This window comes from Sphingomonas sp. AC522 (genome assembly GCF_979258125.1).
The window spans coordinates 885217-904826 of record NZ_OZ409836.1 but is presented as its reverse complement, the minus strand read 5'-3'; the positions used below and the strand labels follow the sequence as shown (position 1 = coordinate 904826).

Genomic DNA, 19610 nt, shown 5'->3' with positions numbered 1-19610 from the left:
GGTTGCAGCACGATGCGCGAACACCTGCCGATCCATGCTGTTTTACCCGAGTTGCTCGCCGCGTTGCGGAGCGCCAGCAACGCCGTGCTCGTCGCCCCGCCGGGCGCGGGCAAGACCACTGCGGTGGCCCCGGCGCTGCTCGACGAAGACTGGTGCACCGGCGAGATCCTGCTCCTTTCCCCACGCAGGCTGGCCGCGCGCGCGGCAGGCGAGCGCATGGCGGGCCAAGCGGGCGAAAGCGTCGGCAAGACCTTCGGCTACGCCACCCGGCTCGACAGCAAGCGCTCGGCCGCAACCCGTGTGACGGTGGTCACCGAAGGCATCTTCGTCAATCGCATCCAGTCCGATCCCGAACTCGCAGGCGTCTCGGCGGTTTTGTTCGACGAAGTCCATGAGCGCAGCCTGGATTCGGATTTCGGCCTCGCCCTAGCGCTCGATGCACAAGGCGCGCTCAGGCCCGACCTTCGCCTGGTCGCCATGTCCGCGACGCTCGACGGCTCGCGCTTCTCGGGGCTGATGGGCGATGCGCCGGTGATCGAAAGCGAAGGCCGCAGCTATCCGCTCGACCTGCGCCATATCGGCCGCGCCGCCGAATCGCGGATCGAGGATTCCATGGCGGCTGCGGTCCGCACTGCGCTACGCGAAGCCGAAGGTGGCGTGCTCGGCTTCCTGCCCGGCGTCGCCGAGATAGAGCGCACCGCCGAGCGGCTGGAGGACACGCCCGGCATCATTCTCCACCGCCTGCACGGCAGCATGGACCCCACCGCCCAGCGCGCCGCCATCGCCCCCGATCCGCAAGGCCGCCGCAAGCTCGTCCTCGCCACCTCGATCGCCGAAACCTCGCTGACTCTCGACGGCATCCGAATCGTGGTGGACTCCGGCCTCGCCCGCCGCCCGCGCTACGATCGGGCCGCGGGGATGACCCGCCTGGTCACCGAGCGCGCCAGCCAGGCCTCCGCCACGCAGCGCGCCGGCCGCGCCGCACGCCAGGGGCCGGGCGTCGCATATCGCTTGTGGGAAGAGGCCGCCACCGCCGGCCTTCCCCGCTTCGATCCCCCCGAGATATTGGAAGCCGACCTCTCGGCGCTCACCTTGGACTGCGCGCTCTGGGGCGTCAGCGATCCGCGCCAACTCGCCTGGCTCGACCCGCCGCCCGATGCGGCAATCGCCGAAGCGCGGGCCCGGCTGACCGCATTGGAAGCGCTCGATACGGACGGCCGCCCGACCGCCCATGGCAAGGCCATCGCTCGCCTGCCCCTGCCCCCGCGCCTCGGCCATATGCTGGTCCGCGCCGGCGAGATGGGCCTGGCTCAGACCGCCGCGCAAGTCGCGGTGCTACTCGGCGAACGCGGCCTGGGCGGCAATGACGCCGATCTCGAACTCCGCCTCCGCCGCTGGCGCAGCGAACGCGGTCCGCGAGCGGAGGGCGCGCGAAAGCTCGCCGAGCGCTGGGCCAGGCTCGTATCAGGCAGTGGCGAAGGCGATGTCGCCACCTGCATCGCGCTCGCTTTCCCCGACCGCATCGCCAAGCGCCGCGACGCGTCCGGCGAAACCTGGGCCTCCGCCGGCGGCCGCGGGTTCAAGCTGGATCCGACCTCCCCCCTCGCCCGTGCCGAATGGCTTGCGGTGGCCGAGACACAGGGGATGGCCTCGGGCGCGCGCATCCTCTCGGCGGCACAGATCGACTCGGCGATGGTCGAGTCGCTGTTCGCCGATCGCATCGAAACCCGGCGGACTGTGCGCTTTGACGCCACCACTGGTCGCATCGAAGCGCTGCGCGAACGCCGCCTTGGCGCGATCCGGTTATCGAGCGGGCCTGACTCCTCCGCCAGCGGCGAGGCGATCGAAGCCGCGCTGCTGGAGGGCGTTCGCGCCCACGGTCTTGCCCTGCTCCCCTGGTCAGGCGGCGCCGCTGCGTTGCGCACCCGCGCAGCTTATGCCGGCATCGACGCGCTGCGCGACGAGGCCTTGCTGGCGAAGCTCGATCAGTGGCTTCCCTCGCTGCTGGCGGGCATGCGCCGCCTCGATGCCATCGAACCCAGTGCGCTCACCGAAGCGCTGCAAACCCATATCGGCTGGGACGCAATGCGCGCGATCGACAAGGCCGCCCCGGCGCGCTTCGAGAGCCCCGCGGGATCCAGCCACGCAATCAATTATTCCGCCGAGGCCGGGCCGACCGTCGAGCTTCGCCCTCAGGCGCTGTTCGGCCTCGCCACGCATCCGATGGTGGGCAGCACACCCCTGGTGCTCAGCCTTACCTCCCCCGCCGGCCGGCCGATCCAAACGACGCGCGACTTGCCAGGCTTCTGGAAAGGCAGCTGGGCAGCAATCGCCAAGGAAATGCGCGGCCGCTATCCCCGTCACCCCTGGCCCGACGATCCCGCATCGGCCTCCGCAACGCTTCGCACGAAAAATGCGGATGCAAGGCGCGGGGCTCCGCGTTAAGGGGGAGCAATGAAGACCGCCCGCATCTATCAGCGCGTCAAGAACGCCATGCAATCCGGCCGTGCCCGCACCGATTCGTGGATCCTCGAATTCGAGCACCAAAAGGCGCAGGAGCCCGATCCGCTGACCGGCTGGACGGGCGGCGGCGATACGTCGAACCAGGTGCGGATCAGCTTCGAATCGCTGGAAGCGGCCAAAGCTTATGCTGATCGCGAAGGCTATGCCTATCACGTCGTCCCCGCGCCCGAGCGCAAGCTCAAGCTCCAGGCTTATGCGGATAATTTCCGGTAACGCTTGACCGTCCCTCTCGTCACCCCGGACTTGTTCCGGGGTCCAGCGGGCGGCAAGGGATTCCCAAGAGGTTCAACTGGAAAGCTTCGGGGTCATGGACCCCGGCAAAGGCCGGGGTGATAATCAGCCCGCCAGCAAGCTCCCCGCGAGCAGCAGCAGCACTTTCACGTCCACCGCTGCACCCTCGGCACGCTTCGCCGCAACGAATGCCGGCACGTCCGCGAGCGCAACGCGGTGGACGACAATATCCTCCCCCTCCAGCCCGCCGCCCGCGTTCATGCGCGTGAGCCCGCGGGCGCGTACCAGCGTAAAGCCCTCGGTGACCATGCCCGGCGAGGCATGGAAAAAGCCGAGTTCCTCGACCGTCTCGCAGGCATAGCCCGTCTCTTCGAGAAGCTCGCGCCGCCCGGCATCCAGGGCAGTGTCGCCTTCGTGCTCATCGCCGATCAGCCCCGCCGGCAGCTCGATGCAGCGCTTGCCCAGCGGCACGCGATATTGATCGATCAGCAGCACATCCCCGTCATCGATGGCGAGGATGACGACGGCCTCGATCCCGCGCGTGCGCGAGACATATTCCCATTTGCCCCGGCGCAGCGCAGTGATCCACTTGCCCTGCCACGCAACCTCGACCTGTTCGCTCATAGTTCGATCAAGCGATCCGGAAGCTCGTTGGTGTCGCCTTCGCTGCGCGGGAAATGCTCGGCCAGGACCACGCCGATCTGTGCGACCGCGTCGGACATGCCGTCGCCCGGCTTTCCTTCGCGAACCTTGGCGAGCAGTGCCGCCATTGCCTCGCCCCAGACATCCGCCGTCACCTTGGAGTGAATCGATTCGTCGGCGATGATCTCGGCGCGGTGCTCCGCCAGGCTTAGATAGAGCAACACCCCGGTCGCCGCCTTGGTGCGCTTCTCGGCGCCGGTGCGGAACAATGCCAGCGCGCGCCTCTGCACGCGGCGGGTCTTGGTCGGCCCCGGCGTGAGCGCGAGGCGCAGCGAATCGATCGCGAGCAGGAAGCGCACCGCGAGGAACACCGCTGCCGAAAGCACCAGCCCCACGGTAAGATACCAGCCGGGCGGCACGCTCTCGGCCCAGCCGTCGATCAGCCGGGCATGCAGCCATGCGGCCGGCCCCGGCTGCCACGCCAGCAGCGCCAGCGAGAGCAGCATCGCGAGCACGCTCCAGTGCAGCGCCACGTCATGATAGGCATCCGAGCGCCCGGCCACGACCGTGACGATCTCGCCATCGGTCGAGAGTTCGGCCTCGGAGACCGCGGCGGTCACTGCCGCATGATCGGCTTCGCTGAGCAACATGACTACCAACTCCCCGAAGCGCCGCCGCCGCCGAACGATCCGCCGCCGCCCGAAAAGCCGCCACCGCCGCCTCCCCAGCCGCCGCTTCCGCCACCGCCCCAGCCACTGGAGCCTCCGGAACTGCCGCCCGAATGGCGACTCATTTCATTGGCGATGGTCCACAGCACGATCGGCCAGTCGCTGCCGCCGCGCCCGCGATAGCGCCGTCCGCGCCGCTTCCCGAAGATCGCCGGCAGGAGGACGAAGGCAACGATGATGCCGATGAACAGCAATCCGAAGGGAAAGCCGCCGCTGCCCTTGCGCGTCCGTTTGGCCCCGGCCTGGTCCGCCGCCGCCTTGGCCTTGGCCTCGGCCGCTTCGAGCGGCAGCTTCATCTGCTCGCCGATCGCCTGGGCGCCTGCGACGATGCCGCCGGGCATGTCCCCGGCCTTGAATCTGGGCACGATGATCTGGTTGATGATCTGGTTCGACAGCGCATCGGTCATGATCGGCTCGAGCCCATAGCCCACTTCGATCCGCACCTTGCGGTCGTTCGGCGCGACGATCAGGAGGATGCCGTTATTGGCGTCCTTCTGGCCCAGACCCCAATTGCGGCCGAGCTGATAGCCGTAATCGGCGACGTCATAGCCCTGGAGATCGGGGATCGTCGCGACGACGAACTGGCGCGTCGTCGTCTTGTTGATCTCTTCCGAAAGCTGGGTGAGTTGGGCCACCTGCTCGGGGCTGAGCAGCTTCGCCGCATCGACCACCGGCTCCTTGTCCCGCTTGGGAAAATTCTGCGCCTGCGCCGATAGCGGCAGCATCGCCAGCAGCAGGATTAGAATGGCACGCAACACTTTCATGAACCGATCTCTCGAATGATGCCGTCGCTGCCTGCGACTATGCCTTCAGCCATCTTCTGTTCCTTGAATCGCGGCAGGACCGATTGCTGGAGTATCGCCGTAGCCTCGTCGTTGGTCAGTGCCTTTTCGAGACCGAAGCCGACTTCGATCCGTACCTTTCGTTCGGTCGGCGCGACGATCAGCAGCACGCCGTCATTCACATCCTTGCGCCCGACGCCCCAGTGATTGCCGAGTTTGAGGCCGTAATCGTCGATCGCATGGCCTCCCAGGCTCGGCACGGTAACCACCACGAACTGATGCTTGGTACGCATCGAAAAGCTCGCAAGCCGTGCAGCGAGTTTGGCTTCCTCCGCCTGAGGCAGCACGTCCGCTGTATCCACGATCCACCCGGTGAGCGCGGGAAAGGCATAACCGGCGGGCGGAGCCTTGGGCGGCGGCGCCGCAGCATTGCAGGCTGCGAGCGCCCCGCACAAAAGGAGCGCCGCTGGCTTCAGCTACCGTTCCCGAAATTGACCGTCGGCGCGACGTCCGAGCCGGCTTTGGCTTCGAACGGCACCATCGGCTTGGCGCCATGGAAGATCTTGGCGCCGATCGCATCGGGGAAGGTGCGGATCGTGGTGTTATAGCTCTGCACCGCGGCGTTATAGTCGCGGATCGAGATCGCGATGCGGTTCTCGGTGCCTTCGAGCTGGCTCATCAGCGTCTGGAAATTGGCCTGGCTCTGGAGCTGCGGATACGCCTCCTGGAGGCGCTGGAGCGACAGGCTCACGCCGTTCTGCGCCTGATTGAATGCCGAGACCTTGGCCGGATCGGTCAGATCGTCGCCGCTCAGCTTGATCTGGCTGGCGCTGGCGCGGGCATTGGTGATGTCGGTCAGGATCTTGCCTTCCGATCCCGCTGCGCCCTTTGCAGTCGCGACGAGATTGGGGATCAGATCGGCACGGCGCTGGTAATTGGTCTGAACGTCGGCCCATTTGGCCTTCGCCGCCTCCTGCGCCGTGGGAACGCTGTTGAGCCCGCAGGCCGAAAGCATCGCGGCCATCGCCAGCGCCAGAACCGCACGCATCTTCATTGCATTCCCTCCACACTCAATGTGCCTTGCTCTCATACGGCACGTGGGGAAGATGGAGAAAGCGAAATCGGAAACAAGAGGGGAGCGTAACGATGCTAAAGGAATTCCGGACCTTCATTGCGCGCGGCAACGTGCTCGATCTGGCCGTTGGCGTGATCATCGGCGCCGCATTCGGCACGATCACCAAGTCGCTGACCGACGATCTGATCATGCCGGTGATCGGCGCGATCTTCGGCGGGTTCGACTTTTCGAGCTATTTCATCCGCCTCGGCGCAGTGCCTGCCGGCTATGCGGGATCGCTCAGCGACTATGCCGCATTGAAAGCCGCGGGCGTGCCGCTGTTCGGCTTCGGCGCGTTCATCACCGTGGTGATCAATTTCCTGATCCTCGCCTTCATGGTCTTCCTGCTGGTCCGCTTCGTCAATCGCGCGATCCATGTGGTCGAAAAGGAAAAGGCAGAAGGCACTGCGGCACCGGTGCCCGATCCCGAGGACATCAAGCTGCTCCGCGAAATCCGCGACGAATTGCGCAAGAAAGTTTGAGCCCTTTTGTCACCCCGGCCTTGTGCCGGGGTCCATGGTTCCGCAGGCAATAAGTATTGCGCCTCTAGGCCAGTGCCCGGCGCCCGCTGGACCCTGGACCAGGTCCGGGGTGCCAGAAGAACCGATTCATGCTCAGGCTAAGCCGCCGCCAGATCTTCGGCGACGGCATTGGCGAGGCTGGTGCCGTCGAGGATGCGCGCAGTCTCGTCGCGCACCCGTGCCATGGCCTGCCGGATCGCGCAGGCGGCTTCGTCCTTGCAGTCGCTGCATGCCCGATATGCCGTCCGGCTCACGCACGGCACTAGCGCCAGCGGCCCTTCGATCACCCGGATGATCTCACCCAAGGAAATCAAATGCGATGCGCGCGCCAGCCGGTATCCGCCCATCTTTCCGCGCGTCGAGACCAGAAAACCCGCCTCGCGCAGATCCGCAAGGATCAGCTCGAGGAACTTGCGCGGCACATTGGCCTGCGCGGCGATGCGGTTCATCGGAATCGGCGCGCCCGCCGCGGGTTCGCCGGCCAGGAAAAGCATGGCGCGAAGCGCGTAACGGGACCGCTGGGTCAACATGGGTTAGGCCCATGCCAATCCTCTGCCCGAAAGTGAAGGGGCGCAGGCCGCCCAAGCCCTTTTATTTCAGCGCGATGTGCTTATATGGGCACTGCCGGGTTCGCTCGGCTATGGGGATAAACGACGGCGTGCAATAGGCACAGCGGACGCGGGGGCAGTACCCGCCGGCTCCACCACAAACCTCGGGAAACCGGGGATTTTGACGGGGCCGAACTAGGATCGACGTGTGTTGAAAAGCGCCGACTATCTCTCAGCGTGGGCCACTGTGACGGTCCATTACACAAGTGCCAACGATAACGAAGCACTCGCTATTGCGGCCTAACCCTACGGCTTAACGGCCCAAGGTTAGACTAAAATGCGCGGTTGGACCGCACCGGGCAACAGAAGCGGATTCCAGCGGTACGGGGGACACCGGGCAACAGAAGTCCCCCACTTTGCTTCTAGTATTTGATCTACCCGAACTGAAACGGTCATCCCCGCGCAAGCGGGGGCCCAGGGTTGCTCAGTGGTGGGTTGGGTGGCTCTGGGTCCCCGCTTGCGCGGGGATGACGACTAAGTCGTTACCCTGGATCCCAGCGCCGCTCAGCCGCCTCCCGGCGCCTTGGTGCCACGCGGGCGATTCTCCGGCGGCGGCTCGCGGTGTGTGCCTTTCTTCCAGTCGATCCGGTACAAGTCGAAGCGGCGGTCGGCGAGATTGCGCACCGTGCCCTCGGCCCGCGCCCAGGTCAGGTCGGCAAGATTGACGTCGGCGATCGTCAGCGTCTCGATATTCTCGCTCGCCTCGGCCGCAATCCCGTCGCGCGCAAAGGGGAAGTCGCAGGGCGTGAGGATGCAGGACTGGGCATATTGAACGTCCATATTGTCGACGCCCGGCAGATTGCCAACATTGCCGGATAGCACCACAAAGCACTGGTTCTCGATCGCCCGCGCCTGCGCGCAATAGCGCACGCGCATATAGCCCTGGCGATTGTCGGTGCAGAACGGCACGAAGATGATCCGCGCGCCTTCGTCGACCAGCCGGCGGGCGAGCTCGGGGAATTCGCTGTCGTAGCAGATCAGCACGCCGATCGGCCCGATATCGGTCTGGATGACGTCGACCGAGCTGCCGCCCTTGATCTTCCACCAATAGGCTTCGTTGGGGGTCGGGTGGATCTTCTCCTGCGCATGAACCGAACCGTCGCGCAGGCAGACATAGGCGACGTTCTGGATGCTGCCGTCATCGGTCCGCGTAGGGTGCGATCCGCCGACGATGTTGATGTTGTAGCGCAGCGCCATCCGTGAAAGCTCGGCGACGATCGGCGCGCGATGCTCTGTCATCCGGTCGATCGCCTCCATCGGCGACAGGCCCTCGGGCTCGAAGGACAGCAACGGAATCGTGAACAGCTCGGGGAAGACGACGAAGTCCGAGCGATAATCCGCCGCGACATCGACGAAATATTCGACGTTCTGGACGAATTCGTCGAAATTCTTGACTGCGCGGGCCTGGAACTGGACCGTCGCCAGCCGCACGCTCTCGACGTCTCTCGGCACGCGAAACGCGGGCGGCTCGTTCGGATCGACATAGGGATTGCGCCACACCATGTGCGCGGCAAACCCGTCCGAGGCTTTGTCGAAGGGCAGATATTTGTGGAGCACGCCAATCGGCGTGAAGCCGTTGGCGAGCTGGAACCCGATCACCTGATCGCGAAACTCTCCTTCGCGCACGCGCTCGAGATAATCCTCCGGCCCCGCCACCTTGGATCGAACCCGCGCATAGCCCGGCATCCGCCCGCCGAACACGATCCCGCGCAGCTCCAGCCGCTCGGCCAATGCCCGCCGTGCCTCGTAGAGCCGCTTGCCGATACGCAGTCCGCGCTGGCGCTCGTCGACTGCCATCTCGATGCCGTAGAGCCAGTCGCCGGTCGGATCGTGGCGGCTGCCGAAACCGTTGCCGGTGATCGTCGCCCAATCATGCGGGGCCAGCGCAATCGCCTCGTCGATTCGCGACGATGCGCAATAGCCGACGACTGCGCCTTCGAAGACCGCCACGAACTGCCCCGCCGGGAAATTATTGATCTGCCCGCTGACCTGGCCGGCGCTATAATTCTCGATGCCCGGATAGGCGCGACTGATCAGTGCCAATATGCCCTGCACGTCGCGCGGGGTGGCAGTGCGCACCTCCAGAGTGGCGGGGCTTTTACTGGGCATCATCGACTCCTGTTTCCCCGCCGAACGCATCGCAGCCGCCGTCTATCCCTCCGCCGCTGCATCGCAGCATGCGACCGTCATGCCAGCGGGCGCTCGGGCGGTTTTATCCAAGTCGTGCCCGCCGCGATCTGTGACAATCGCTACACAATAGACAAGCGAGGGCAACATGACACGAGTGACTTTGTTGGTGACGGCAGGGCTGGTCCTGAGCGCGGTGGGCGGCACCGCCCAGGCGCAGGATACGAAAGTGCTCTGGGGCGCGCGCAAGGCGGCAACTTGCCCGCAGGTCCGCCAGGTTCCATCGGCAGCCCTTGCCGGGCAACTGGTCCGCTGCGCGAAGGAAACGCAATCGACGTCGACGGGCGAGTCCTGGCTGGTCGAGAACCTGCAGGTCCAGATTGGTGGCCCGACCAGCTTCGCGGCGATGTATAATGCAGTCACCATGCCCGATGCCGACACGAGCAAGCGCGTCTATCCGATCCGCGGCAGCTGGACCTGGTCGGTGTGCAAACTGCGCGCCGACGCCAAGATCTATGGCGATCCCAACCTCAATTGCGATGAATCGCCGGTCACCGGCGCAACCGGCGCGTGCTGGCAGACGACCTTTGGCGACTGGCGCTGCACGATGAACGGCACCACCGGCGCGAGGCGTTCGAAGCTTCGGCCGCGATAGCCGCGGGAGGCGGTCTATGCGTGGCAGGGCAGGGACGGCACCCGCCGCCCCTGCCCTCGCGTATCAATCCTCGGCGGTCTTGGCTTCTTCCAATTGCGCCACACCGTCCTGGGCGTAATCCTGCGCTTCCTGCAGATCGGCTTTGCCGCTGCCGGCGAGGAACTTGTTGAACGCGTTGGTGATCGCCTCACGCTTTTGGAGGTTGGTCGTCGAGGTGGTGAGGTTGATCCGTGAATTGCACGGCCCCCCGGCGCCGACGATGAAATAGCCCGAATCGCGGCCGATCAGGCAGTTGCTGGCGCGCCGCAGGACCGCCTTGGCGCGCGGCATCGAAGTCGCATCCATCGCCAGCTTGCCTTGCTCAAGCGCGAAATCGATCAGTTGCTCGTCGGTCACCTGAACCGGAACCGGGTGCGCCGCGAGCAGGCTGAGGGAGACGGTGGCGGCAAGGATGTTCCATTTCATTGATTGGACCTTTCGACCAATAGTCATCATCGACGGCGCGAAGCCTATTCCGTCACGCTTGCGCAAACTTGGATAAATCTGCTCGATACGCATTTCCGGAGCCGCTACAGGGGCATATCCGGCGTCGCTCATGACATCTCGTGCGCGGCGGCGATTGCCGATCAAGGCAGCGAAGCAACCGAGTATATTCCTATGCGTGGATCGGCGATTTCGTGACGAGTGCAGTGGCGGAAGCCAGCGCCAGGATGCGGTTCTTCCGGCCCGATCCCGCGCTCGAGCCCTATCTGTCCGCGATCTATCTCAACGATATCGAGACTGTGCCGGGCACGCGCATGGCGGATACGCTCCATCCCGAATGGGCGAACCTGCGCTTCATGGAAGGCGATCCCGGCGTCGGCTCGATCGGCCCGGGCGAGATGCAGCCGACTCCGGCCTGCGTCCTGGTCGGGCCGACATGCTATGCGACACGGTTCGAGACCGGAACGGTGCGCAGCTGGGGCATCGGCTTTCTGCCGCTCGGCTGGACCAAATTCGTCGGCGAGCCGGCCGAGGCCTATGCCGATCGCACGATCGACGCAGAGGCCGATCCGGCCCTCGCGCATCTGGCGCGGCTGCGTCCGCAATTGCAGGATGCCGATGGCGATCCGCACGATCAGGCCGCGGCAATCAATCGCCATCTGCTCGATCTGCTGGCCACCGCGCCGCCGGACGATAACGCCGTCGCCCGCGCCCATGCGGCGCTGGCCGATCCCGATGTCGGGACGGTGGCAGAGCTGGCGGAGCGCGTCGGCATCTCCGAGCGATCGGTGGCGAAGCTCAGCCGGCGGGCCTTCGGCTTCAAGCCAAAGCTGCTGCTCAGGCGCCAGCGGTTTTTGCGGACGCTGGCCGAAGTCATGCTCGGCGCCAACACCAACTGGTCACGCTCGCTCGACGCGCATTATTATGACCAGTCTCACTTCAACCGCGATTTCCGGCGGTTCATGGGACTGTCGCCCCAGGCCTATCTCGCGCAGCCGCGGCCGATCGTCGACGCAGCGGTTCGCGGACGGATGGCTGCAGCAGGGGCGGCGATGCAGGTTCTGCACCAGCCCAAAGGATGATCCCGTAAGCGGAAAGGCGGCCCGGCATTTGCCGGTGCCGCCCATTCGCATTCCAACCGATGCTAGCCGATGCTCGCGAGTAGCTCGTCGAGCTGCTCCAATTGCTCCGGCAATCCGGCCGCCGAGCCCTGCAGCGCTTCTTCGAGCGCCTCCTTGCTCGGATAGATTTCGTGGAAGTGCAGCAGCGTCTTGCCACCCTGATCCTCGAAGGTCACGGTCGTGATCGCGCCTTCTTCGCCCTCGTCATTGGTCCAGACGATGCGCTCGTTCGGCACGACCTCGAGATACTTGCCGTAAAATGCCATGGTCTCCGGATCGCCGGCGCCGAATTCCAGCTTGTATTTGCCGCCGGTCCGGACGTCCATTTCGCAGGACACCAGCGAGACGCCGGTCACCGACTTCGGCATCCACCATCGCTGAAACAGCTCGGCTTGGCTCCACGCCTTGAAAACCAGCGCCGGCGGCGCGTTGAAAGTCCGCGTGACGGCCAGTTCACGCTCGCCGCGGCGCTCGATCAAGGTTCGAAACTGGGCATCATTCGAAGAACTAACCTGCTGATCCATCACTCTGCTCCTTTGTCATTTCATCGATGATTCGATCGAGCGCATCGAAGCGCGCCTCGAATAATTTGCGGTAGTCTTCGAGCAACGCCGCCTCCGCCGCCAAGCCACGCACTCCGAGCCGGCAGGTTCGCACCCGCCCGACCTTGCGCGTCATCACCAGCCCGGCGCGCTCCAGAACCTGGACGTGTTTCTTCATCCCCGTGAGGGTCATCTGGAATTTCGCGGCCAGCGTCGTGATCGACGCCTCCGATCGCCCGAGATGCTCGATGATGCCGCGGCGCGTCGCATCGGCAAGCGCGGCAAAAGACAGATCGAGGGCAGGAGCGGAATACTGAACCATATGGCTCAGTTTCTAATCGACGTTGGCGAGGTATGCAAGCCTCGACGTTTTTCCGGTTTCATATTGGCGCGTGGACGCCGCGCGGAGCGAAAAAAAGGGCCCCGGTTGCCCGGAGCCCCTTTCGTCTAGCTAGGCCTGGGGCCAGCCGGTATCAGTCCTTGTCGCCGGTCAGGAACGCCGGCAGGCCGATATCGCCGCCATCGTCCTTGCTCTCCGAGCGCTCGGGACGCGGGCCGCGATCACCACGGTCGCCACGACCTTCGCCGCGCGGACCACGATCACCGCCGCCTTCGCGACGCGGACCACGGTCACCGCCGGGGCCACGGCCGCCGCCGCCGTCACGACGGCGGTCGCCGTCGCGCTGCGGGCGGTCACCGCGCGGACGGTCGCCGCCTTCGCGGGGCTCACGTGCCGGACGCGTGTCTTCGAGCTCGGCGCCGGTCTCTTGGTCAACGACCCGCATCGACAGGCGAACCTTGCCGCGCTGGTCGATCTCGAGGACCTTGACCTTGACTTCCTGGCCTTCGCTCAGGACGTCCGAGACCTTCTCGGTGCGCTCGTTGCGGATTTCGGAGACGTGGACGAGACCGTCCTTGCCGCCCATGAAATTCACGAACGCGCCGAAATCGACGAGATTGACGACCTTGCCTGCATAGACCTTGCCGACTTCTGCTTCCTCGACCAGGCCCTTGATCCAGGCGATGGCCGCCTCGATCTGCGCCGGATCCGACGAGCTGACCTTAATCACGCCTTCATCGTCGATATCGACCTTGGCTCCGGTCGTCGCGACGATCTCGCGGATGACCTTGCCGCCCGTGCCGATGACTTCACGGATCTTCGACTTGTCGATCGTGAAGCTCTCGATGCGCGGAGCATGCGCCGACAGCTCTTCACGGGTGTGATCGAGCGCCTTGGCCATTTCGCCGAGGATGTGCGCGCGGCCTTCCTTGGCCTGATCGAGCGCGACCTTCATGATCTCTTCGGTGATGCCGGCGATCTTGATGTCCATCTGCATCGTGGTGATGCCCTCGGACGTGCCTGCAACCTTGAAGTCCATGTCGCCGAGATGATCCTCGTCGCCCAGAATGTCGCTGAGAACCGCGAAATCCTTGCCCTCGAGGATCAGGCCCATTGCGATGCCCGAGACCGGGCGCTTGAGCGGCACGCCGGCATCCATCATCGACAGCGAACCGCCGCAGACGGTGGCCATCGAGGACGAGCCGTTGCTCTCGGTGATGTCCGAGAGAACGCGGATCGTGTACGGGAACTCTTCCTTGGTCGGCAGCACCGGGTGCAGCGCGCGCCAGGCGAGCTTGCCGTGGCCGACTTCGCGGCGGCCGGGAGCGCCGAAGCGGCCGACTTCGCCGACCGAGTAGGGCGGGAAGTTATAGTGCAGCATGAAGTGCTCGTAATTGAGCCCGTTCAGACCATCGATCATCTGCTCGGCGTCGCGGGTGCCAAGCGTGGTGGTGCAGATCGACTGGGTCTCGCCACGCGTGAACAGCGCCGAGCCGTGGGCGCGGGGCAGGAAATGCACCATCGCTTCGATCGGGCGGATCTGCTTGGTGTTGCGGCCGTCGATGCGGATGCCGTCCTTGAGGATGGCGCCGCGGACGATATCCGCCTCGAGCTTCTTCACCAGCTTGAGCGTGCCGAGATACTGGGCCGGATCGCTTTCCTTGAGGTCCGCGAAAGCGTCGCGGGCCTTGCCGCGGGCATCGTTGAGCGCGTTCTGGCGCTGCTGCTTGTCGGTCAGCTTATAAGCAGCAGCGATATCGTCTCCGATCGCCTTGCGCAGCTTCTTCATGGTGTCCGACTTGTCGGCGACCGGGGCCAGCTCCCACGGATCCTTGGCCGATTGCTCGGCGAGATCGATGATCGCATTGACGACCTGGCGGATCGCCTTGTGGGCGAACTGCACGGCGCCGAGCATGACTTCTTCCGAAAGCTCCTTGGCTTCGGATTCGACCATCATCACGGCATCGCCGGTGGCGGCGACGACGAGATCGAGGTCACCTTCCTTGATCTGGGTGTTGTTCGGGTTGAGGACATATTCGCCCTCGACATAACCGACGCGCGCTGCGCCGATCGGGCCCATGAAGGGCACGCCCGAAATGGTCAGCGCAGCCGAAGCCGCGACCATCGCCAGCACGTCCGGCTCGTTCTCGCCATCATAGCTGAGAACCTGGCAGATCACGTTGATCTCGTTGTAAAACCCTTCCGGGAACAGCGGGCGGATCGGACGATCGATCAGGCGGCTCGTGAGAGTCTCCTTCTCGGTGGCGCCGCGCTCGCGCTTGAAGAAGCCGCCGGGGATGCGTCCCGCGGCCGAATACTTCTCCTGGTAATGAACGGTGAGCGGGAAGAAGTCCTGCCCTTCCTTGACCGAGCGTGCGGCGGTGACGGCGCAGAGCACAACGGTTTCGCCCAGGGTCGCCATGATGGCGCCGTCGGCCTGGCGGGCAACGCGGCCCGTTTCCAGAGTCAGCGTTTGACCGCCCCACTGGATTTCTACTTTTTTGGTGTCGAACATTTGGTTTCCTTCACTCCCGCTGCCCAATGCGGCGGGGGCCTGTGTGCGGGTTAGCCGGCCCGTCCGGTTTGGAGTGATTGCACTCCGGGAGGGCCTGCTGGCCGGATTGCCGGCGGCCCGAATGTCAAAAGGGCGCCGCGAGGGCGCCCTTCTGGGTTACTTGCGAAGGCCGAGCTTCGCGATGAGATCGGTGTAGCGCGCCTGATCCTTCTTGCGAAGATAATCGAGGAGCGAACGGCGCTTGTTGACCATCAGCAGCAGACCGCGGCGCGAATGATTGTCCTTGCCGTGAGTCTTGAAGTGCTCGGTGAGATTGACGATGCGCTCGGTGAGGATCGCGATCTGGACTTCGGGGCTGCCGGTGTCGCCGCTCTCGCGGCCATGTTCCTTGATGAGCACGTCCTTGCGCTCGGCAGTGATCGTCATTCAATTTTCCTTCGACATCGCTTTACAGATTGAAACCGCGGACGACCCGGACAAGTCCGGATTGCGCCTCCACCAGCGCAACCGGAACCTGGTCCAGCAGCGCGAAATATTGGCCGTCTTCAGCGTCTGTCCCGGCCAGAACCTGCCCTTGGCGGAGCAGCCCTGCCTGGTCGGGAGTGAGGGAGAAAGCCGGGATGTCGTCCAGCCCCGCCCTCAATGGCAGGAGGTGTTGTTCAAGGGTGCGCGCCTTAGCCAGTTCGGCCAATTTGTCCAGCGAAATCGCCTGGTCGAGACCGAAGGGGCCGGCCTTGATACGGCGGAGCATGGTGACATGGCCGACAGTGCCGAGCGCAAGTGCGATGTCACGGGCGAGGCTGCGGATGTACGTGCCCTTGGAGACATGGGCGGTGAGAGTGACGCTGTCACGGCCCACCTCAAGGATGTCGAGCGAATGAATTGTCACTGCGCGCTTGGCCAGCACGACCTCTTCGCCTGCGCGCGCCAGATCATAGGCCCGCTCGCCATCCACCTTGAGCGCGGAGTAAGCCGGCGGCACCTGCTCGATCGGGCCAGTGAAGCTCGGCAGCACCGCCTCGATTTCCGCTAGCGGCGGGCGGACATCGCTGGCCGCGATCTCCTTACCTTCCAGGTCGAGCGTATCCGTCTGCACGCCGAACCCGATCGTGAAATCATACACCTTGTCGCTGTCGAGCATTCGCCCCGCGAGCTTGGTCGCCTCGCCGAGGGCAATCGGCAGCACGCCCGTCGCGAGTGGATCGAGCGTGCCGCCATGGCCGACCTTGGGCAGATCTTTTTTCTTGGGGCCAAACCCGCTGTCGCGGAGCGCGCGCTTGACGGCGCTCACGCCCTGGGTCGAGCCGAGCCCCAGGGGCTTGTCGAGGATGATCCAGCCATGCATGCCGCGCCCGTAGCCGAGCGGCCGGGGCGCGGCCAGCACGCTATTTGGCAGGCGTCAGCTTGAGCAGCCGGCCCTGCGACTCGCCGCCATCCTCGAGTAGCCAGATCGCACCGTCAGGGCCCTGCTCCACTTCACGGATGCGCGCGCCCATATCCCACTGGTCGCCTTTCTTGGCGTTCGTGCCCTCCACATCGACGCGGACCAGCGCCTTGCTCGACAGCCCGCCGATGAACAGATCGCCATTATATTGGGGGAACATCGTGCCCGAATAGACAATCAACCCGCCGGGCGAGATCACGGGGTTCCACCAGACTTTCGGCGCCTCATAGCCATCGCCCGCCTTATGATCGGGGATGTCGCGCCCGTCATAATGGCTGCCGTTCGAGGCATTGGGATAGCCGTAATTCTTGCCGGGCAGGACGAGATTGACTTCATCCCCTCCCTTCGGCCCCATTTCCTGCTCCCACAGATTGCCCTTCGCGTCGAAGGCCAGGCCGAGCAGGTTGCGATGGCCATAAGACCAGACTGCCGGGTGGAAGCCCTGTGCGGCCAGCGGATTGTTCGCGGCGGGGGTTCCGTCATCGTTGAGGCGCAGCACCTTGCCGAGCGTCGCCTTGGGATCCTGGGCCGGCGTGAATTTCTGGCGCTCGCCATTGGTGAAGAACAGATGCCCATCGGGCGCGAAGGCGATGCGGCCCGAGAAATGGCCGTTGCCCTCGACGTGAGGATCGGCGCGGAAGATCACCTCGAAGCCCTCGAGCTTGGAGCCGTCCGCAGCCAGCTTGCCGCGCCCGAGCGCCACCCCCTTCAGCCCGGCCGAATTGGCTTCGGACCAGCTGAGATAAACGAGCCGATTCTCGGCGAACTTGGGATGGAGGACCACGTCCATCAGCCCGCCCTGGCCCTCGCTCATCACGGCCGGAACGCCGTTGACAGGCGTCCTCGTCTTGCCGTCGGCGGACAAGAGCAGCAATTGGCCCTTCTTCTCGGTCACCAGCATCCGCCCATCGGGGAGGAAGGTCATTGCCCAGGGCGAATCGAAATCGGCGACTTCGGTGACCGTGAATGGCCGATCGCCGGGGGCCGTGTTGTTCTGGGCCACGGCATTGGATTGCGGATTGCACGCGGCAAGAAGCGCAAGCGCGGGGAGCATCAGGCGGACTGCAGGCATTCGGTAACTCCGATGGGGGTTCGGGTGTGTAACGCCTTAGCGCATCCGTCCGTTTCCGTCAGCTTTTCAGCTTGCGCGGTATGGCGCCCTCGCGGCATCGTGCCTGCGGGCAAAGGATCGGGGGCAAGCCGGTGAGAATACGAGATTTTAGCGCGGCGCTCGCTGCCTGGGCGGCCCTGCTCCTCGGCGCGTCCGGCGTCGCGGCGCAGGATGCCGCGCCGGCAATCCCCACCGCCGCCGATTTCGGCGCGCCGCCGATGGTAACCGCGCCGATCCTCTCCCCTGACGGCAAGCTGGTCGCCGCCAAGGGAATGGCGAACGGCAAGCAGATGGTGCTGATCATCGCCCTGCCGGTGGCCCCCGGCGGGGTGCGTAGGATCGAGATTCCCGCCGAGCACCAGCTGCAATGGACGCGCTGGGCCGGCAACCGCCGCCTGCTCGTCAGCATGTCGCGCGCCGAATCCGTGATGGGCACCGATGTGCGGATGACGCGACTGGCGCTGTTCGATCTCGATACCGGCAAGCAGAGCTTCGTCGGACCGCGCGCGCAAGGGATCGATGGCGACAATATCATCCATGTCGATCGCGACGGGCGATTCCTGCTGCTCAGCACCCAAGCCAGTATCTTCGAATACCCTTCGGTTTACCGCGTCGATCTGGCGACGGGCAAATCGGTCAAGATCGTCGATTCGCGCGAGGACGTGTGGAACTGGTACGCCGATGATCGAGGTACGATCCGCGCCGGCGTCGGTATCCGCGACGGCAAATGGTGGGTCTTCTACCGCGACGGCGACAGCAAGAGCTTCGAGCGCACCAAGCAGCGCACTTTCAATGTCTCGGACACGGTGATTGACCGGTTCCTGCCGATATCGGGCAGCGATTCGGGCTTCGCCATCGCATCGGGCAAGAGCGGGCGCTTCGGGCTCTATCGCTACGACTTCAGGGCCGATTCGCTTGGCGAACAGCTCTACGAGAATCCGATCGTCGATATCGACGATTTCGATCTCGGGCCCGACGGCAAGATCCAGAGCGTCACCTATATCGACGACAAGCCCGAGATCATGTGGTTCGATCCCGAGCTCAAGAAATTCCAGGCCAAGCTCGACAAGGCGATACCGGGCAACGTCAATCGCGTGGTTTCTGCCGATCGTGCGAGAAGCAAGCTGTTGGTCTGGACCGGGTCGGCGAGCGAGGCGGGCACCTATCTGATCTACGACCGCGCCACCAACGTGATGGAGCCGCTCGCCGAAATGTACGACAAGCTTGTCGGCAAGCGGCTCGCGGCGATGGAGCCGGTCCGCTACAAGGCGCGCGACGGGCTCGAGATTCGCGCCTATCTCACCCTGCCGCCGGGCCGCGACGCCAAGGGCCTGCCGCTCGTCGTGATGCCGCATGGCGGTCCGTTCGCACGCGACAGCTGGGGCTTTGACGTCTGGGCCCAGTATCTGGCGAGCAAGGGCTATGCCGTGCTCCAGCCCAATTTCCGCGGCTCGACGGGCTTCGGCAGCGATTTTGTCAAGAAGGGCATCGGCCAATGGGGCCGGGGCATGCAGGACGATGTCGACGACGGCGTGAAATGGCTCGCGGCGCAGGGCAAAGTCGATCCCAAGCGCGTATGCATAATGGGTGCGTCGTTCGGTGGTTATGCGGCGATGTGGGCGGCAGTGCGCAATCCCGAAATCTATCGCTGCGCGATCAGCTTCGCCGGCATTTCGGATGTCGATGCGATGCTCCGCTACGACAAGAGGGGGATGAGCGCGACGCGTTATTTCCAGGATTGGCGGGCGCGTGTGCAGGGCGACAAGAAGTTCGAGCTCGACCAGATTTCGCCGATCAAGATGGTCGACAAGATGCAGGTGCCGATCCTGATCGCGCATGGCAGCGACGATCGTAACGTGCCGATGTCGCAATCGAAGCAATTGCACGATGCGCTCCAGCGAATCGGCCGGGCGCACGAATATGTGATTTATCCCGATGAAGGCCATGGGCTGACCGATCCCGGCCACGCCACCGACTTTCTCGTGCGGATCGGCAAGTTCCTCGACCAGCATAATCCCGTCGGTCCGCCACCCGGCTGAGCCGGAGGCACGCAATAATCAGTGCTGACGGGCACTTGCCCCCTTGGGGACAAGCGCGTATATCGCCGGTGCTTTCTCGACATC

At 64.8% G+C, this 19610-nt stretch carries 20 protein-coding genes and 1 other RNA gene; 7 read left to right on the top strand and 14 right to left on the bottom strand.

All coding sequences use genetic code 11. The annotated features are described in order from the left end of the window. Positions 1 to 12 precede the first annotated feature (12 nt). The gene (gene hrpB, locus ACZZZM_RS04640; protein WP_463593942.1) at positions 13 to 2445 is read left to right on the top strand and encodes an ATP-dependent helicase HrpB; all 2433 of its coding nucleotides are present in this window, start codon (positions 13 to 15) and stop codon (positions 2443 to 2445) included. A gap of 9 nt (positions 2446 to 2454) precedes the next feature. Further along, the gene (locus ACZZZM_RS04635) at positions 2455 to 2736 is read left to right on the top strand and encodes an ETC complex I subunit (protein WP_463593941.1); all 282 of its coding nucleotides are present in this window, start codon (positions 2455 to 2457) and stop codon (positions 2734 to 2736) included. Positions 2737 to 2859: 123 nt separating this feature from the next. Here the strand turns inward: ACZZZM_RS04635 and ACZZZM_RS04630 are convergent, their stop codons facing one another. The 5 genes from ACZZZM_RS04630 to ACZZZM_RS04610 all read right to left on the bottom strand — a co-directional run bounded on the left by ACZZZM_RS04630 (position 2860) and on the right by ACZZZM_RS04610 (position 5960). Next, positions 2860 to 3378: an NUDIX hydrolase gene (locus ACZZZM_RS04630; RefSeq protein WP_463593940.1), complete on the bottom strand. Its 519-nt coding sequence runs from the start codon at positions 3376 to 3378 to the stop codon at positions 2860 to 2862. After that, positions 3375 to 4046, bottom strand: a complete 672-nt coding sequence (locus ACZZZM_RS04625; RefSeq protein ID WP_463593939.1) for a TPM domain-containing protein — start codon at positions 4044 to 4046, stop codon at positions 3375 to 3377. The genes ACZZZM_RS04630 and ACZZZM_RS04625 overlap by 4 nt, the downstream gene beginning before the upstream one ends. 2 nt (positions 4047 to 4048) lie before the next feature. Then, positions 4049 to 4888 (bottom strand): TPM domain-containing protein, encoded by an 840-nt coding sequence (locus ACZZZM_RS04620; RefSeq protein WP_463593938.1) that lies wholly within the window; start codon positions 4886 to 4888, stop codon positions 4049 to 4051. After that, the gene (locus ACZZZM_RS04615) at positions 4885 to 5268 is read right to left on the bottom strand and encodes a TPM domain-containing protein (protein WP_463596375.1); all 384 of its coding nucleotides are present in this window, start codon (positions 5266 to 5268) and stop codon (positions 4885 to 4887) included. The genes ACZZZM_RS04620 and ACZZZM_RS04615 overlap by 4 nt, the downstream gene beginning before the upstream one ends. Before the next feature lie 110 nt (positions 5269 to 5378). Then, complete coding sequence (locus tag ACZZZM_RS04610; RefSeq protein ID WP_463593937.1) at positions 5379 to 5960, bottom strand: LemA family protein; 582 nt, start codon at positions 5958 to 5960, stop codon at positions 5379 to 5381. A 92-nt stretch (positions 5961 to 6052) separates the two neighbouring features. Between ACZZZM_RS04610 and mscL the strand changes: the two genes are divergently transcribed. Beyond that, positions 6053 to 6502 carry a large conductance mechanosensitive channel protein MscL gene (mscL, locus tag ACZZZM_RS04605; RefSeq protein ID WP_463593936.1) on the top strand — a complete coding sequence of 150 codons (450 nt, stop codon included), beginning with the start codon at positions 6053 to 6055 and terminating at the stop codon, positions 6500 to 6502. A 137-nt stretch (positions 6503 to 6639) separates the two neighbouring features. On the opposite strand, the gene ACZZZM_RS04600 is transcribed toward mscL, so the two are convergent. Next, positions 6640 to 7071: an RrF2 family transcriptional regulator gene (locus tag ACZZZM_RS04600; protein ID WP_463593935.1), complete on the bottom strand. Its 432-nt coding sequence runs from the start codon at positions 7069 to 7071 to the stop codon at positions 6640 to 6642. 55 nt (positions 7072 to 7126) lie between these two features. Here ACZZZM_RS04600 and ssrA point away from each other — a divergent pair. After that, positions 7127 to 7466: a transfer-messenger RNA gene (gene ssrA, locus ACZZZM_RS04595) on the top strand. 187 nt (positions 7467 to 7653) lie between these two features. On the opposite strand, the gene ACZZZM_RS04590 is transcribed toward ssrA, so the two are convergent. Continuing rightward, the gene (locus ACZZZM_RS04590) at positions 7654 to 9261 is read right to left on the bottom strand and encodes a GNAT family N-acetyltransferase (protein WP_463593934.1); all 1608 of its coding nucleotides are present in this window, start codon (positions 9259 to 9261) and stop codon (positions 7654 to 7656) included. A gap of 163 nt (positions 9262 to 9424) precedes the next feature. On the opposite strand from ACZZZM_RS04590, the gene ACZZZM_RS04585 reads away from it, so the two are divergent. Further along, complete coding sequence (locus tag ACZZZM_RS04585; protein ID WP_463593933.1) at positions 9425 to 9931, top strand: hypothetical protein; 507 nt, start codon at positions 9425 to 9427, stop codon at positions 9929 to 9931. A 63-nt stretch (positions 9932 to 9994) separates the two neighbouring features. Here the strand turns inward: ACZZZM_RS04585 and ACZZZM_RS04580 are convergent, their stop codons facing one another. After that, the gene (locus ACZZZM_RS04580; RefSeq protein WP_463593932.1) at positions 9995 to 10396 is read right to left on the bottom strand and encodes a hypothetical protein; all 402 of its coding nucleotides are present in this window, start codon (positions 10394 to 10396) and stop codon (positions 9995 to 9997) included. A 245-nt stretch (positions 10397 to 10641) separates the two neighbouring features. Between ACZZZM_RS04580 and ACZZZM_RS04575 the strand changes: the two genes are divergently transcribed. Further along, positions 10642 to 11496: a helix-turn-helix domain-containing protein gene (locus tag ACZZZM_RS04575; protein ID WP_463593931.1), complete on the top strand. Its 855-nt coding sequence runs from the start codon at positions 10642 to 10644 to the stop codon at positions 11494 to 11496. Between the two features lie 62 nt (positions 11497 to 11558). On the opposite strand, the gene ACZZZM_RS04570 is transcribed toward ACZZZM_RS04575, so the two are convergent. The 6 genes from ACZZZM_RS04570 to ACZZZM_RS04545 form a co-directional block, all read right to left on the bottom strand. After that, positions 11559 to 12059 (bottom strand): SRPBCC family protein, encoded by a 501-nt coding sequence (locus ACZZZM_RS04570; protein WP_463593930.1) that lies wholly within the window; start codon positions 12057 to 12059, stop codon positions 11559 to 11561. Beyond that, entirely contained in the window at positions 12043 to 12399 is a 357-nt protein-coding gene (locus ACZZZM_RS04565) for an ArsR/SmtB family transcription factor (RefSeq protein ID WP_463593929.1), read from the bottom strand. The genes ACZZZM_RS04570 and ACZZZM_RS04565 overlap by 17 nt, the downstream gene beginning before the upstream one ends. Before the next feature lie 151 nt (positions 12400 to 12550). Next, the gene (gene pnp / locus ACZZZM_RS04560) at positions 12551 to 14932 is read right to left on the bottom strand and encodes a polyribonucleotide nucleotidyltransferase (RefSeq protein ID WP_463593928.1); all 2382 of its coding nucleotides are present in this window, start codon (positions 14930 to 14932) and stop codon (positions 12551 to 12553) included. Between the two features lie 156 nt (positions 14933 to 15088). Further along, positions 15089 to 15358, bottom strand: a complete 270-nt coding sequence (gene rpsO, locus ACZZZM_RS04555; RefSeq protein WP_463593927.1) for a 30S ribosomal protein S15 — start codon at positions 15356 to 15358, stop codon at positions 15089 to 15091. Positions 15359 to 15380: 22 nt separating this feature from the next. Continuing rightward, positions 15381 to 16277 carry a tRNA pseudouridine(55) synthase TruB gene (gene truB / locus ACZZZM_RS04550; RefSeq protein ID WP_463593926.1) on the bottom strand — a complete coding sequence of 299 codons (897 nt, stop codon included), beginning with the start codon at positions 16275 to 16277 and terminating at the stop codon, positions 15381 to 15383. A gap of 40 nt (positions 16278 to 16317) precedes the next feature. Beyond that, on the bottom strand, positions 16318 to 17448 hold the full coding sequence (locus ACZZZM_RS04545; RefSeq protein ID WP_463593925.1) for a PQQ-dependent sugar dehydrogenase: 1131 nt from the start codon (positions 17446 to 17448) through the stop codon (positions 16318 to 16320). Between the two features lie 131 nt (positions 17449 to 17579). Here ACZZZM_RS04545 and ACZZZM_RS04540 point away from each other — a divergent pair, with 131 nt between their 5' ends. Next, positions 17580 to 19526: an alpha/beta hydrolase family protein gene (locus ACZZZM_RS04540; protein WP_463593924.1), complete on the top strand. Its 1947-nt coding sequence runs from the start codon at positions 17580 to 17582 to the stop codon at positions 19524 to 19526. Positions 19527 to 19610 lie beyond the last annotated feature (84 nt).

Excerpts from the sequence above, each read along its gene's own strand:
- pnp (WP_463593928.1), bottom strand. The coding sequence starts at position 14,932 with ATGTTCGACACCAAAAAAGTAGAAATCCAGTGGGGCGGTCAAACGCTG.
- mscL (WP_463593936.1), top strand. The coding sequence starts at position 6,053 with ATGCTAAAGGAATTCCGGACCTTCATTGCGCGCGGCAACGTGCTCGAT.
- ACZZZM_RS04590 (WP_463593934.1), bottom strand. The coding sequence starts at position 9,261 with ATGATGCCCAGTAAAAGCCCCGCCACTCTGGAGGTGCGCACTGCCACC.
- ACZZZM_RS04575 (WP_463593931.1), top strand. The coding sequence starts at position 10,642 with ATGCGGTTCTTCCGGCCCGATCCCGCGCTCGAGCCCTATCTGTCCGCG.
- ACZZZM_RS04545 (WP_463593925.1), bottom strand. The coding sequence starts at position 17,448 with ATGCCTGCAGTCCGCCTGATGCTCCCCGCGCTTGCGCTTCTTGCCGCG.
- hrpB (WP_463593942.1), top strand. The coding sequence starts at position 13 with ATGCGCGAACACCTGCCGATCCATGCTGTTTTACCCGAGTTGCTCGCC.
- ACZZZM_RS04610 (WP_463593937.1), bottom strand. The coding sequence starts at position 5,960 with ATGAAGATGCGTGCGGTTCTGGCGCTGGCGATGGCCGCGATGCTTTCG.
- ACZZZM_RS04600 (WP_463593935.1), bottom strand. The coding sequence starts at position 7,071 with ATGTTGACCCAGCGGTCCCGTTACGCGCTTCGCGCCATGCTTTTCCTG.
- ACZZZM_RS04570 (WP_463593930.1), bottom strand. The coding sequence starts at position 12,059 with ATGGATCAGCAGGTTAGTTCTTCGAATGATGCCCAGTTTCGAACCTTG.
- truB (WP_463593926.1), bottom strand. The coding sequence starts at position 16,277 with ATGCATGGCTGGATCATCCTCGACAAGCCCCTGGGGCTCGGCTCGACC.
- ACZZZM_RS04635 (WP_463593941.1), top strand. The coding sequence starts at position 2,455 with ATGAAGACCGCCCGCATCTATCAGCGCGTCAAGAACGCCATGCAATCC.
- ACZZZM_RS04585 (WP_463593933.1), top strand. The coding sequence starts at position 9,425 with ATGACACGAGTGACTTTGTTGGTGACGGCAGGGCTGGTCCTGAGCGCG.
- rpsO (WP_463593927.1), bottom strand. The coding sequence starts at position 15,358 with ATGACGATCACTGCCGAGCGCAAGGACGTGCTCATCAAGGAACATGGC.
- ACZZZM_RS04620 (WP_463593938.1), bottom strand. The coding sequence starts at position 4,888 with ATGAAAGTGTTGCGTGCCATTCTAATCCTGCTGCTGGCGATGCTGCCG.
- ACZZZM_RS04625 (WP_463593939.1), bottom strand. The coding sequence starts at position 4,046 with ATGTTGCTCAGCGAAGCCGATCATGCGGCAGTGACCGCCGCGGTCTCC.
- ACZZZM_RS04565 (WP_463593929.1), bottom strand. The coding sequence starts at position 12,399 with ATGGTTCAGTATTCCGCTCCTGCCCTCGATCTGTCTTTTGCCGCGCTT.
- ACZZZM_RS04630 (WP_463593940.1), bottom strand. The coding sequence starts at position 3,378 with ATGAGCGAACAGGTCGAGGTTGCGTGGCAGGGCAAGTGGATCACTGCG.
- ACZZZM_RS04580 (WP_463593932.1), bottom strand. The coding sequence starts at position 10,396 with ATGAAATGGAACATCCTTGCCGCCACCGTCTCCCTCAGCCTGCTCGCG.